We start from the raw sequence: 15145 nt of genomic DNA, 5'->3' as shown, positions 1-15145 counted from the left end.
TCGCCCCCTTTTTTTTTATTGATCAGGGGGCGAAAGCCATGTTTATTGGTTTTGATTACGGTACGGCGAACTGTTCTGTCGCAACTGAACAGGCGGGGATATTCCGGCAATTACTGCTGGAGAATACGTCACCGCTGCTGCCGTCAATGATATCTGCGCCGCTGCGCACCGTCCCCAGTGAGTGGCTGTATCGCTGCCACAATATCGACTTTCCTGCTGCAGAGAATAAAGCACTGCTGCAATATGCGTTGCGTCTCAACCGTGAAGAAGATATCCGTGTCACACCGCAGAATGTCAGTTTCGGCCTGCAGGCGCTGGAAAACTATATTGCTGACCCTGAAGATACCTGGTTCGTAAAATCACCAAAGTCCTTCCTCGGGGCTTCCGGTCTGAAGCCACAACAGATCGCTTTTTTCGAAGATCTGGTCTGTGCCATGATGCTGCATATTCGCCAGCAGGCAGAATTACAGACCGAAACGCCCGTCACCCATACAGTGATAGGCCGGCCGGTCAATTTCCAGGGGATCGGCGGCGAAGACGCTAACCGTCAGGCGCAGAATATCCTGTTACGGGCGGCACAACGTGCCGGATTCCGTGAAGTAGAATTTCAGTATGAACCTGTGGCTGCAGGGCTGGAGTTTGAAGCCACCCTGAGTCGTGAAACCCGGGTGCTGGTTGTCGATATTGGCGGCGGTACCACCGACTGTTCATTGCTGCTGATGGGCCCGGAATGGCGGAATAAAGCTGACCGTACCGCCAGCCTGCTCGGCCACAGTGGCTGCCGTGTCGGCGGAAATGACCTGGATATAATGCTGGCTTTTAAAACCCTGATGCCGTTACTTGGTCAGGGCGGTAACAGCCGTACAGGTACCGGCTTACCGACACTGCCATGGTGGAATGCTGTCGCCATTAATGATGTGAATGCTCAGAGTCAGTTTTATTCCACTGAATGCGGAGCACAACTCCGGCAGATGGTTAAAGACGCACAGCACAGCGAACTGGTACAGCGCTTATTCACGGTATGGAAACAGAAACAGAGTTACCAGCTGGTACGCAGTGCCGAAGAAAGTAAAATCCGCTTATCAGAAAGCAGTCACACTGCTGTTCCCCTCAGTTATATCGATGCCGGTCTCGAAACATCCCTGGATACCCGGCAGCTCAATGAAGCAATACGCCAGCCGCTGGACAAAATGATCCAGCAAATTACCGGCGTTATGGCCGGGTCAGATACGCTGCCGGATGTGGTCTATCTGACCGGCGGCAGTGCCCGCTCTCCTCTGTTGCGCGAGGCTATCGCCCGGGTTCTGCCTGAAACCCCGGTCACCAGTGGTGATGATTTCGGCTCCGTCACCCTTGGTCTGGCTCGCTGGGCCAGTACGCTGTTTGGTTAACTCTGCATTGAGTTACCGGCGCCCCGTTACGGGGCGTTTTTTTGCTTTCAGTTCCCCTTCTCCCGTCATCATTCCCTGTATTCCGCTGCCAGATATCCTTATTTCCTCCAACTTTCTGCCGAAATTTACGGTTATACTGAGCCAGTCTTAGAGCAGATTTACGCCGGAATTGATTATGCAGGAGAGCATAAAACAGTATGAGAGCAAAATATCGGATGACTACCGTCGTTCTTTTTTTACTGATTATCATAGCGTTAATTTTAGCCGGCATTCATTCCTGGCATGGGAAAAGCGTCTACAGCACTCAGCAGGCCCGTGACCGGCAGTCATCCGCCATTCCTGTTCAGGTCGCGGTAGCACGCAGGGAGACTGTTCCCCTGTTTATCTCTGCCCTCGGCACCGTCAATGCATCCTCCACCGTGACTGTACGCAGCCGTGTTGACGGGCAACTGATGTCTCTGCATTTTAAGGAAGGAGATACTGTTACCGCCGGTCAGTTACTGGCCGACATTGATCCCCGGCCTTTCCGGGTCGCACTGTTACAGGCTCAGGGACAACTGGCAAAAGATCAGGCTACGTTAAGTAATGCCCGTAATGATCTGCGCCGCTACCAGAAACTGGCAGCCACCCGGCTGGTTTCACAGCAGGATCTTGATAACCAGCAGGCAGTAGTCCGCGAAAGCGAAGGCAGCGTAAAAAGCGACCAGGCGGCGGTGGATAATGCGCAACTGAATCTGACCTATAGCCAGGTGACTGCCCCGATCAGCGGCACCGTGGGTCTGAAACAGGTTGATGCGGGTAACTATATTACTGCCAGCGACACCGGCGGTATTGTAGTGATCACCCAAACACAACCTGCGGATGTCATCTTTACGGTACCGGAAGGTATGATTGACCAGATAGTCAGCGCCCGCAGTGAGGGGACACCTTTACGGGTCGAAGCCCGCGATCGTACCGACAGCCGGCAACTGTCAGAAGGGCAATTACTTAGCCTGGATAACCAGATTGACAGCACAACCGGTACCCTGAAAATCAAAGCACGCTTCGCAAACCAGGATAACCGCTTGTTCCCGAACCAGTTTGTGAATATCCGTCTGCAGGTCAATACCCTGAAAGATGCACTGGTGATCCCGGTCGCGGCATTACAGATGAACACCGACGGTCCTTTTGTCTGGGTTGTCAGTCCGCAAAATACGGTCAGCAGGAAAGAGGTCACCACCGGACCACAGCAGGATATGCAGGCGGTCATTACCGCCGGACTGAGTGCCGGAGACAAAGTCGTCACTGATGGTATTGATCGCCTGAATGAAGGCTCAGTGGTGGATATTGTTCAGGGAGTACAGCAACTGCCCGCATCTGACAACACCACACAGGTCACGGCCCCATGAACCAGCCAGCAGAAACCCCGGCAGGAGGACCGTCTCGCCAGTTTATCCTGCGCCCGGTTGCCACCACCTTACTGATGGTCGCCATTGTACTGGCCGGTATACTGGGTTACCGGTTTTTGCCGGTATCGGCACTGCCGGAAGTCGACTACCCGACCATCCAGGTAGTAACCCTTTACCCGGGGGCCAGCCCGGAAGTCATGACGTCGGCAGTAACGGCCCCCCTTGAGCGCCAGTTTGGCCAGATGTCCGGTCTGAAACAGATGACCTCCGGCAGTTCAGGCGGTGCCTCGGTAATCACCCTGCAGTTTCAGCTCTCCTTGCCGCTGGATATTGCGGAACAGGAAGTGCAGGCAGCCATTAATTCAGCGATGAGTTATCTGCCGGCAGATCTGCCCAACCCCCCCGTCTACAACAAGGTAAATCCGGCTGACCCGCCGATAATGACCCTGGCAGTCACGACGTCCAGCCTGCCCCTGACCCGTGTACAGGACCTGGTGGAAACACGGATTGCCCAGAAGATTTCCCAGGTCGGCGGTGTCGGACTGGTCACCCTGGCTGGCGGACAGCGCCCGTCGGTACGGGTCGCCCTGAATTCTCCTGCGCTGGCAGCTCTCGGGTTAACCAGCGAAAATGTGCGCAGTGCTATCAGTGAAAGCAATGTGAATACCCCTAAAGGCAGCCTTGATGGTCCGGAACGGGCCATTACCCTGTCGGCTAATGACCAGCTACAGTCAGCCGAAGACTACCGTCGCCTGATTATCAGTTACCGGAATAATGCCCCTGTCAGACTCGGCGATGTGGCTTCGGTTACTGAAGGTGCTGAAAACCAGTGGCTGGGCGCATGGAGTAATGGCCAGGGAGCGATTATTCTGAATGTACTGCGTCAGCCCGGAGCCAATATTATCGAAACGGCGGATAATATCCGGTCCCTGTTACCGTCATTGAAGAGTACCCTGCCGGCATCCGTGGATTTGCAGCTTGTCAGTGATCGTACCCGGAATATCCGTGCATCTGTCAGTGACACGCAGTTTGAATTACTGCTGGCCATCGCTTTAGTGGTCATGATTATTTATCTGTTTTTACGCAATATACCGGCCACCATCATCCCTGCGGTAGCAGTGCCTATTTCCCTGATTGGTACTTTTGCTGCCATGTACCTGCTGGGATTTTCTGTCAATAATCTCACCCTGATGGCACTGACTATAGCCACCGGATTTGTGGTCGATGATGCTATTGTAGTGATCGAAAATATTTCACGTTATATCGAAAAAGGGGTTCCGCCGTTGCAGGCGGCATTGCGCGGGGCAGGGGAAATCGGCTTTACCATTATTTCACTGACCATATCCCTGATTGCCGTTCTGATCCCACTGCTGTTTATGGGGGATGTCGTCGGCCGGTTATTCCGTGAATTTGCCGTCACCCTTGCCGTCTCTATACTGATCTCCGGACTGGTTTCACTGACCCTCACTCCGATGATGTGTGCAAGGATGCTGAAAAACGGTACGCTTCACCAGCAAAACCGCTTTTCACTGGCCTGTGAAACACTGTTTGTGCGGGTGATTTCCGGCTATGGCCGGTTGTTAACCCGGGTTCTGCAACACCAGTGGCTGACCCTGAGTGTCGCGATCAGCACACTCTTATTCACGGTACTGTTGTGGATCCTGATCCCTAAAGGCTTTTTCCCGCAGCAAGATAACGGATTGATACAGGCCAGCCTGCAGGGGCCGCAGAATGTCTCATGGACCAGCATGGCACAACGTACCCGTGAGGTTGCCGGTATTATCCGGCAGGATCCTGACGTCGAAAATGTCAGTGCTTTTGTCGGTGTTGACGGCAATAACCCCTCACTTAACAATGCACGGTTGCAGATTACACTGAAACCACTTTCTGAACGCCAGCAACGTATCCCGGCCATTGAGCAACGGTTACAGCGTGAGGTCAGCCGGGTCCCGGGGATCAGCCTGTGGATGCAGGCAGTCCAGGATCTGACTATCGACACAGAGGCCAGCCGCACACCTTATCAGTTCACTCTGCAATCCCCTTCTCAGAATGATCTTTCCGTCTGGATACCCCGTCTGCTGGCGGAATTACAAAATGCCCCGCAGCTGCGCGATGTCAGCAGCAACTGGCAGGACCAGGGGAATCAGGCCTTTATCCGTGTCGACCGTGACAATGCCAGCCGACTGGGGATTACCATGGCCGATATTGATAACGCACTCTATGATGCTTTTGGTCAGCGACTGGTTTCGACGATCTATACCCAGTCAAACCAGTACCGGGTAGTACTGTCCCAACAGACCGACACCACACCGGGCTTACAGGCACTACAAAATATCCGGCTGACCAATGCTGACGGCGGGACTATCCCCCTGACGTCCATAGCAAACATCGAACAGCGCCACAGCTTACTGGCAATAAACCATCTTGATCAGTTCCCGGCCGCAACGTTTTCTTTTGATGTTGCCGATGGTTATTCGCTGGGTGAAGCCGTGGATACCATCACCCGTATCGAAAGTCAGTTAAACCTGCCTTCTGATATGCTGACACATTTCCAGGGCAGTACCCTTGCCTTCCGTGCCGCACTGTCAGGCACAGTCTGGCTGGTGATTGCCGCTATCGTTGCTATGTATATTGTGCTGGGGATCCTTTACGAAAGCTTTATTCACCCGATCACTATTTTATCGACACTGCCTACCGCCGGGGTCGGAGCACTGTTAGCGCTGCTGATATCAGGGCATGAACTGGATATTATTGCCATTATCGGCATTATTCTGCTGATCGGAATTGTGAAAAAAAACGCCATCATGATGATCGATTTCGCGCTGTCTGCCGAGCGCAATCAGGGGTTAACGGCACATGACGCCATTTACCAGGCCTGCCTGCTGCGCTTCCGGCCAATACTGATGACCACAATGGCGGCACTGCTCGGTGCCCTGCCCCTGATGCTCAGTGTCGGTGTCGGTGCCGAATTACGCCGGCCGCTGGGGATAACCATGGTCGGCGGATTAATCCTCAGCCAGATCCTGACCCTGTTTACCACGCCGGTTATCTATCTGATGTTCGACCGCCTTAGCCATAAACTGAAGCGTCATCGCCGGGCAGCTCCGGAGTCAATATCGTGAAGTTTCTGGCGTTGTTTATCTGTCGGCCGGTAGCCACCCTGTTACTCTCGGTGGCTATTCTGCTGGCCGGATTGCTGGGGTTTCGTTTACTGCCGGTTGCAGCCTTGCCGCAGGTAGATTTCCCGGCGGTAGTGGTCGCCGCCAGTATGCCGGGGGCTTCTGCAGAAACCATGGCTGCCTCGGTCGCCACACCGCTGGAACGTTCTCTGGGCCGGATTTCCGGGGTCAGTGAAATGACCTCTTATAGCTCTCTGGGTAATACCCGTATCATTATGGTGTTTGATCTGGACCGGGATATCAACGGTGCAGCCCGTGATGTTCAGGCGGCACTGAATGCTGCCCAGAGTCTGCTCCCCAGCGGTATGCCATCGCGTCCGACCTACCACAAGGTTAACCCCTCCGATGCCCCGGTAATGATCCTGACACTGACCTCCGGGAGTTACTCTCCGGGCCAGTTGTATGATTTTGCCACCACCCGCCTGTCACAGTCTGTATCGCAGATAGAAGGCGTCGGAGATGTCACTATCGGGGGTGCTTCACTGCCTGCGGTAAGGGTTGATGTTGACCCGCAGCAATTATTTAACCTCGGGATTTCCCTCGACCAGTTACGAACCACCATCAGCAACGCTAACCAGTTACGGCCGCAGGGGGCAATTGATGACACTCAGCAACGCTGGCAACTGGCGACTAACGATATGCTGGATAATGCAGCACAATACCGCCCGCTGATTATCCATTATAAAAATGGCGGCGTTGTACGCCTCGGTGATATCGCAACAGTGACCGATGGGGTGGAAGATAGCCGTAATATGGGAATGAGTGACGGTAAACCGGCAATACTGATGATGGTCAGAAAAACGGCCGACGCTAACGTAATATCCACCGTCGATCGGATCCGTGAGCAATTGCCGCGCCTGAGTCAGGAAATTCCGGCGGGGATCCAGCTCAGTGTGGCACAGGACCGTTCTCCCACCATCAGAGCGTCTCTGAACGAAGTCGAATTTTCACTGACAGTCGCAGTAGCACTGGTCATTATGGTGGTATTTCTGTTCCTCGGTTCGGCCAAAGCCACCCTGATCCCTGCCGTTGTGGTACCTGTATCGCTGATCGGCAGTTTTTCCGCCATGTATCTGTTTGGTTTCAGCCTGAATAACCTGTCCCTGATGGCCCTGACCATTGCTACCGGATTTGTGGTCGATGACGCGATTGTGGTACTGGAAAATATTGCACGGCATGTAGAATCCGGCATGAAACCCTTTAAAGCCGCGCTGCTTGGTCTGCAGGAGGTCGGATTCACGGTGGTCGCCATGAGTCTGTCACTGGTGGCAGTTTTTCTGCCCCTGATGCTGCTGGGCGGGCTGGTAGGTCGTTTTTTCTCAGAGTTTGCGATTACCCTGTCCGTCGCTATTCTGATTTCGTTATTTATATCTCTGACTCTGACGCCGATGATGTGTGCCCGTCTGTTAAGCAACAGCGGACCGCAGCAGCAACGCATCAGTCTGTTCCGGCGCATTATTGACCGGTTACAGGCCGGATATGGCCGTTCTCTGGTTTGGGTATTACAGCATCAGAAGCTGACTCTGGGGCTGTTACTGGCCACCTTCGGCCTGAATATTGTGCTGTTTATCAGTATCCCGAAAACATTTTTACCGGAACAGGATACGGGACGAATTTCCGGCAGTATTGTGGCTGACCAGAGTATTTCGTTCCAGGCCATGAGCGGTAAACTTGCTGATTTTATGCGGATTGTCCGTGCTGATCCGGCAGTAGATAACGTAACCGGTTTCACTGGGGGGATGCGTACCAATAGCGGTTCCATGTATATCGCCCTGAAACCACTGTCTGAACGTAATGTCAGTGCACGCCAGGTAATTGACCGGTTACGTAAAGTACTGGCAAACGAGCCGGGAGCCAGACTTTACCTGACTCCGGTTCAGGATATTCGCACCGGTGGCCGGGCCTCGAATGCCACCTATCAATACAGTCTGTTATCTGATGATTTGTCGGCATTAAGACAGTGGGAACCGGTGATCCTGAAGGCCTTCCGTCAGTTACCACAGCTGACGGATGTCAGCTCCGACCAGGAAGATAATGGCGGCGAGCTACGGCTGGTCTACGATCGGTCCGCGATGGCTGCATCAGGCATCAGCGTCGCCAGTGCCAATGCATTACTTAATAACGCATTCGGCCAGCGTCAGGTATCAACAATCTACCGGCCGCTGAATCAATATAAAGTGGTGCTGGAAGCTGACCCGCGCTATACCCGGGATGCATCGGCTTTATCACAAATGTACCTGATCAACAGTGACGGAAAACCTGTGCCCCTGTCGCGGATTGCCCGCTGGGAACCCGCCAACACGCCTGTAACGGTAAATCATCAGGGATTATCCGCCGCTTCAACCCTGTCGTTTAATCTCGCCGATGGCGTCGCCTTATCACAGGCTTCAGACGCTATCGAAGCGACAATGGTCAGGCTGGGGGTGCCCCCTGCCCTGCGCGGTGAGTTTGCCGGTAATGCAAAACTGTTCCGTGACTCCCAGTCCAGCCAGATCTGGTTAATTGTCGGCGCTATTGCCGCCGTCTATATTGTACTGGGCATGCTCTACGAGAGTTATATCCATCCGATAACCATCCTCTCGACTCTGCCCCCTGCCGGGGTCGGGGCATTAATCGCATTGCGGCTGTTTGATACGCCTTTCAGCCTGATAGCCATGCTCGGCATTTTACTGCTGATTGGGATTGTTAAAAAGAATGCCATTATGCTGGTTGACTTCGCCCTGGTGGCCGAGCGTGAGGGAAAATTATCACCGCGTGAAGCCATTTCTCAGGCCTGCCTGCTCAGGTTCCGGCCAATACTGATGACCACCCTGGCGGCACTGTTTGGTGCATTGCCTCTGGCACTCAGTTACGGAGATGGGGCAGAATTACGGCAACCGCTGGGGATTGCTATCGCCGGGGGGCTGATTATCAGTCAGTTACTCACTCTCTATACCACCCCGGTGGTGTTCCTGATGATGGATAAACTCAGAAAACGCCAGGCGCTGTCACAGGAAACAGGCGAATGAATAAAACCGCCCACGCCGATACCCCGCCACACCCTGTATCGGTACGCTGGCAGTTATGGAGTGTCGCTGTCGGTTTTTTTATGCAGTCACCGGAGACCACCAATGTCATCTATTCACTAACCTGAGAAAATAGAAAAATAATAAAAATCAACAGAGTATCAGGTGATACTGTTTTTCAACACCCCCGCAGTGTCAGCAGAGTGATGTAAGTTTTCCGGCAATAAAAAACTGTACCGGAACTCCCGCTGCTGGCAGGCGTGGTTAATTTCCGGCCATCTTTCTGCTGTTTACCTGTCACTGATTGATCCAAAAATGGAACAATCTAATCCAAAACACCCTCTTTATCCCCTGACAAGATCAGAGCATGATTACTCCATAATTTTGGAACAATCATTTTAGTACTGAGGTGATCCTTATGAGCAAACTGTTTACTCCGGTTAATTTGGGCCGTTACACACTCAAAAATCGCCTGGTTATGGCACCGATGACCCGTTCACGGGCTAATGCTGACGGAACTCCTGGCGAGCTTGCCGCATTATATTATGCACAGCGTGCGAGCATTGGCCTGATTATCGCCGAAGGCACTCAGCCGTCCGAAGACGGACAGGGATACCTGATGACTCCGGGAATTTATACTGATGCACATGTTGCTGGCTGGAAAAAAATTGCTGACGCTGTGCATCAAAAAGGCAGCAAATTATTCATTCAGCTTATGCATGCAGGCAGAATGTCCCACCCAGACAACACCCCCCATCACCGGCGGGGAGTCGGACCGTCTGCAATTGCACCTGGTTCTCAGATGTTTACTGCAACAGGTATGCAGGATATTCCCGTACCACGTGCGCTCAGTACTGATGAAGTGCATCAGACGATACAGGATTTCCGCTTTGCGGCACGTCGTGCTGTAGAAGCGGGAGCCGATGGCGTTGAAATTCATGGTGCAAATGCTTACCTCATTCATCAGTTTCTTGCACCGAGTGCGAATGTCCGTACTGATGAATATGGCGGTTCTGTTGAAAACCGGGCGCGTTTCGCAATTGAAGTCGCTAAAGCAGTCGCCGAAGAAATTGGTGCAGACCGGACTGGTATTCGTTTATCCCCGGGAATGAATATGTGGGGTATTGATGAAGGAACACAAAGCGAGGAGTTGTATCGTTATCTGAGTACCGAACTGAACAAACTAAAGCTCGCATATTTGCATATTATGCATATGAGTAATGAAAACTTATTGAAAGATATGCGGACCATTTGGAAAAGTGACCTGATTCTTAACCGTCCGGGGCGGCCACGTGAACAGGCTGGCCAGGATGTTGAGTCGGGACTGGCTGATCTGGAGTCTTACGGCACAATGGTACTGGCTAACCCTGACTTTGTTGAGAGACTGCAAACGGGTGCCCGCATGAACGAAGCTTATCGGGAAGGTTTTTTCGGGGGTACGGATAAATTCTATACCGATTACCCGGTAATAGGCTGATCGGAGGAAGGGTTATGACACCGGATATTGTCTCTCTTCGGAGAATGCGACATGGGGATAATTTTCGCGCAACTTCTTTACGTATGCCGGAAAATATTCAGGGCCCTGTGATCGGAGTTGATCATGCATGGATGAGCGGGCCTGTATTCCCGCCTCATCACCATGCGGGCCTGTCTGCAGTATCTTATGTATTTCTGGATTCGGAAACGGGTATAAATAACCGGGATAATATCGGTACCAGTAATTTTATCGCGCCGGGAGGAATGCACTGGACCACCGCTGGCCGGGGAATTATCCATGAGGAAGTTCCTGCTGAAAGTAACAAAACGGTACATTCTTTACAGATTTTTGTCGGGCTTTCGACCGGCAAGCAGAGTATGCCACCAGAGGCTCTGCCCCTGGAAGCTTCTGAGATCCCGGTGGTGCGCACAGATAAATACAGTGTACGTATTCCGGCAGGTGATTTTCAGGGGATCAAATCCCCGCTGTTACCTCCTGAAGAGATCACGATACTGGATATCTCACTGGAGAAGAATGCGGTTATTGAGCTTCCCCTATCCGCTGACCACTGTGCTTTCATTCTCCCTGTCTACGGAGAAGTAAATATTGACGGGTTAAAATTTAACCACAATGATTTAAGGGTGCCGGTTTATTCATCACAGGATAAACCAGCAACTCTCTTTGCTGAGGCAACTGAAGAAAAAACAAAATTTATGTTTTTCTCTGGTCCTCCGCTTTCATAGAACTCAAGAGGAGTCGATGATGTCCTGGAACCGTTTTACTGCAGAAGACTGTGCTCTTTTACTTATCGATCATCAGGTCGGTACTATGGGATGGGCGAAATCTTTGCCTTTTGAGGAGCTGAAACGTAATGCATTAATGCTTGCTAAAACAGCCAAAATTCTGAATATCCCTGTTGTTCTGACCTCCAGCATGGAGGAATATGATCAGGGGCCATTATTCAGTGAGCTGGCCTCTGTTCTGCCTGACGAATTCGCGGCACGCATTAAGCGTGCCGGCATCGTCAACGCGATGGATGATGAAAATTTCTCACAGGCAGTGAAATCACTGGGCCGTAAAAAATTAATCCTCGCTGGTGTTACTAATGATGTATGCACCGTTTATCCGGCACTGAGTCTGGCCGGTGATGGCTACGAGGTTCAGGTTGTAGCCGATGCCGGAGCTTCGCCGACAAAATTCGCTGATGATATTGCTCTGCGCCGGATGGAAAAAAATGGAGTAACGCTAACCAGCACCAATCAGGTTATCGCTGAACTTGTTGGTACCTGGGCATCACCTGAAGGTATGAAAATTGTTCAGGAAGTTGTAATGCCTGCATTGCAGGGATAATACATATCCCCTTCTGCTGCCAGTAGTCGGGGATAATTCATCATCCTATAGAGGCATTTCTGATGGCTACAAATAGATTGCCTGAATATCGGGACATCCTGGACTTCTGGTTTTTTTCCGAAAATAAACACCTCTGGTTCAAAAAAAATGATTATTTTGATCTGCTAATAAGAAAGCGGTTTTATCCTATCTGGATATCTGCCTGTCATGGAGAGTTATTTTCATGGCGGAGAAATGCCGGAGGCAGGCTGGCAGAAATAATTATACTGGATCAGTTTTCTCGAAATCTGAATCGGGGTTCAGGCAAAGCATACAGTCAGGATGGAATGGCGCTGATTCTTTCTCAGGAACTTGTTTCATCAAACATATGGGATGATCTGAACAGTGAGGAAAAAGCTATATCGTTGTTGCCATGGATGCATTCGGAATCACTGGTTATTCATGAAAAAGCTAAAGAATTATATAAGAGGATCCCTTTAGCAGGCTTCTATGAATATGAACTGAAACACAGTGAAATAATTGAAACTTTCGGAAGGTACCCGCACAGGAACGCGATCCTCAATCGTGACTCAACCCAGGGTGAATTAACATGGATGAAAAACAACCTTGGATTCTGATGGTTTCTATATAGCCACCATCACTTTTAATGAATACTAATCTGGCCTGTTAATTTATTTTCAGGCGTATATATAAAATCAAAGAGGCTAATATGACTGTTTTAGTTACAGGAAGCACCGGAACAATTGGTAAAGTTATTGTAAATAAACTGGCTGAGCAGGGTATTAATGTTCGGGCATTGATGAGAACTAAAAAAGAAGGCCTTTTCCCGGAAACGGTGACAACCGTCACCGGCGATATGACTTCAGTGTCTGATATGAAAAAAGCACTACAGGGAGTTGATACCTTATTCCTGTTAAATGCAGTTGTTCCGGATGAACTGACTCAGGCACTTATCACCCTCGATCTTGCGGTTGAGGCCGGTGTTAAAAATATTGTCTATTTCTCAGTGTTTAACCGCGAACATTTTATTAATGTCCCGCATTTTACCTCTAAATACACTGTAGAAAAGGCCATTAAAGAAAGTGGTCTTCATGCGACAATCCTTCAGCCAGCCTATTTTTATCAGAATGACTCAATGCTGCAGGAGGCAATTAAACACTATAATGCTTATCCAATGCCTGTAGGCAACCAGGGAGTCGCGATGGTTGATGCAAGAGATATTGCAGAAGTTGCTGCATTGGAAATCATACAGCGTGAGCATTCTGAGCAGCCATTGCCTTTAAAAACTATCGAAATCACCGGCCCTGACCTGATTACAGGTGAAAAAGCTGCCGCAGTCTGGAGCTCTGTTTTAGGAACATCTGTCAGCTATGCGGGAGATGATTTAGATGCTCTGGAAAATATGATGTTGCAGTTTGCTAATGAGACCCTGGCGAGAGATATGAAAATTATGTTCCGCAGTTTCCAGACAGGGGGTATGAAACCTGCCGCTGATACTGTAAGTAATGTTGAAAGCATTCTGAACAGAAAACTTAAAACCTATCAGGAGTTTATTGCTGAGTCAGTGAGATAAAACATCTGGCGATATGCAAACAGAGAAGAAAGCACGGTTACCCTGGCCCGATGGGTAATCGTGTCCCGGCCCTGTGATTATATATTACTCCCTGAGAACTGGTTAAACGTAAGTGGCAGGTATCTTTCCGGCAATATCTGCTTTATCTCACTTTCAACCTACGGATAACAGGGGTTCCGATTAACGCCATTAACAAACATTGCCAGCCACATTCTCCCGGCCTCGCTGTAGCATGGTGTCTTCATTATACTGGTTATGGTAACGACGGCTCTGCGTACACTCCCTGAAGTTCAGTATGATGAAACTGTATGTTCCTATGCTCAGCACGTCTGAAAACGCGTCCGTACCGTTGATGAGAAACATTCACCGACTGGTCAGGCACATAGTCTGGTCTTTTTATAGATATCTGCAGCGATAAAACAGCAGGCAACGATTTTTTCCTGTACAGATTTTTATCTGGCTGTGACTGTGGCAGGTATAGTATGTGTTTTTATCATGGTATTACAGTAATTGATAAAATAGAATCCCGTAATCAGCAAAGCGTAACTGATTAGCTGATTATAGGTTACTGTTCAACTACTCTTTTTAAAAGAGCGGACACCCTGATAAGAATGTTTATTCAGTATTGGTTTAATGACTATGAAAAATTACCTAAGTGATATGGCGCTTTTTGTCGAAGTGGTGAAAGCAAAAGGGTTCAGGAAAGCTGCAGAAATTACAGGTGTTCCAGGCTCAACGCTATCCCGCCGCATAAGTGTACTCGAAAAATCGACAGGGTTAAGATTGCTTAACAGAACTACGCGGAAGATCGAATTAACAGAGGCAGGACAAGTTTATTTTGACCGGTGTAAACGGATTGTGAATGAGGCACAGCTTGCCCATGAACAATTAGGCAGCATTTTAGCAAAACCCAGCGGTATCCTGAGAGTTTCCTTACCTGTTGACTTCGCTATTATTTATCTCGCGCCACTGGTTACTGAGTTTGCTGAACTGTATCCGGGTATAACATTTGACTTTGATCTGACCCCGCGAAAAGCTGATCTTATCAGTGACCCCTCAGATATTGCGATACGTATGGGAGAACCTGAAAATTCGTTACTTATTGCAAGACGTATCGCCACACTGACAGCAAAATTATATACATCTCCTGAATATATTCAGCGTTCAGGTATGCCCGAATCCCCCGCGGATCTTCAGCATCATGAGTGTCTCGGAATGCTGAAAACCCGTACCTGGACTCTTTGTTCACCGACAAAAAAAGAAACAGTCCCTGTCAGCGGTCGATTTTCTTTGAATAATGTGGGGATGATTAAGCGTCTTGTCGTTCTGGGACAGGGGATCATGCTGGTCCCCGAAGAAGTCGTGTCTGACGAGCTGACTTCCGGGAAAATCATACCTATACTGCCTGAGTGGCACAGCATACCACAGCCCGTATACGCACTTACCGAAACACGCCTGATTCCGGCGAAGACACAGAAATTTATAGATTTTATCAAGCTACGGCTTTCACAGAAAACACATCCCGACCGGTAATCTGCGGATGATTGTTCTTACCCGGCAATAACGGAATGCGACTGACTAAGTAAACGCTTAATTCAGAGGTTACTCACATTAAAATCCCTGTCAGCCTCTATAAATTAATCAGTGATGATAACTGCTTTAACACTTACCCCCTGCCATCACTGTTTAGTACATTACTTCTGGCGCTCAGTGACGGAAATAGGGCAGAATGACGGCAACCGCCGGGGGGCTGATTATCAGTCAGTTACTCACCCTCTGTCC

General features: G+C 50.2%; 11 protein-coding genes. All 11 read left to right on the top strand.

Annotated features, from left to right (window positions below):
• Nucleotides 1-38: 38 nt before the first annotated feature.
• Entirely contained in the window at nt 39-1391 is a 1353-nt protein-coding gene (gene yegD, locus JK216_RS14840) for a molecular chaperone (protein ID WP_212707145.1), read from the top strand.
• Between the two features lie 197 nt (nt 1392-1588).
• A complete protein-coding gene (locus JK216_RS14835) occupies nt 1589-2779 on the top strand; it encodes an MdtA/MuxA family multidrug efflux RND transporter periplasmic adaptor subunit (protein ID WP_212709948.1) in 1191 nt (396 codons plus the stop codon).
• A complete protein-coding gene (locus tag JK216_RS14830; protein WP_212712027.1) occupies nt 2776-5901 on the top strand; it encodes an MdtB/MuxB family multidrug efflux RND transporter permease subunit in 3126 nt (1041 codons plus the stop codon). The genes JK216_RS14835 and JK216_RS14830 overlap by 4 nt, the downstream gene beginning before the upstream one ends.
• Nucleotides 5898-8966 (top strand): multidrug efflux RND transporter permease subunit MdtC, encoded by a 3069-nt coding sequence (gene mdtC / locus JK216_RS14825; RefSeq protein WP_212707148.1) that lies wholly within the window; start codon nt 5898-5900, stop codon nt 8964-8966. The genes JK216_RS14830 and mdtC overlap by 4 nt, the downstream gene beginning before the upstream one ends.
• Nucleotides 8963-9091, top strand: coding sequence for a hypothetical protein (locus tag JK216_RS17170; protein WP_256441123.1), 129 nt, complete (start codon nt 8963-8965; stop codon nt 9089-9091). The genes mdtC and JK216_RS17170 overlap by 4 nt, the downstream gene beginning before the upstream one ends.
• Before the next feature lie 290 nt (nt 9092-9381).
• Nucleotides 9382-10440, top strand: a complete 1059-nt coding sequence (locus JK216_RS14820; protein WP_212709950.1) for an alkene reductase — start codon at nt 9382-9384, stop codon at nt 10438-10440.
• A 14-nt stretch (nt 10441-10454) separates the two neighbouring features.
• On the top strand, nt 10455-11183 hold the full coding sequence (locus tag JK216_RS14815; protein WP_212709951.1) for a pirin family protein: 729 nt from the start codon (nt 10455-10457) through the stop codon (nt 11181-11183).
• A gap of 16 nt (nt 11184-11199) precedes the next feature.
• A complete protein-coding gene (locus JK216_RS14810) occupies nt 11200-11790 on the top strand; it encodes an isochorismatase family protein (protein ID WP_249213166.1) in 591 nt (196 codons plus the stop codon).
• A gap of 62 nt (nt 11791-11852) precedes the next feature.
• On the top strand, nt 11853-12407 hold the full coding sequence (locus tag JK216_RS14805) for a DUF924 family protein (RefSeq protein WP_212707150.1): 555 nt from the start codon (nt 11853-11855) through the stop codon (nt 12405-12407).
• Nucleotides 12408-12499: 92 nt separating this feature from the next.
• A complete protein-coding gene (locus JK216_RS14800) occupies nt 12500-13363 on the top strand; it encodes an NmrA family NAD(P)-binding protein (protein WP_212707151.1) in 864 nt (287 codons plus the stop codon).
• Between the two features lie 633 nt (nt 13364-13996).
• Entirely contained in the window at nt 13997-14896 is a 900-nt protein-coding gene (locus tag JK216_RS14795; RefSeq protein ID WP_249213165.1) for a LysR family transcriptional regulator, read from the top strand.
• The last annotated feature ends 249 nt before the right edge of the window (nt 14897-15145 follow it).

Origin of the sequence: Tatumella sp. JGM94, assembly GCF_018257595.1 — a bacterium.
Taxonomy (GTDB): Bacteria; Pseudomonadota; Gammaproteobacteria; order Enterobacterales; family Enterobacteriaceae; genus Tatumella; species Tatumella punctata.
This window is presented reverse-complemented; position numbering and strand designations above follow the sequence as displayed.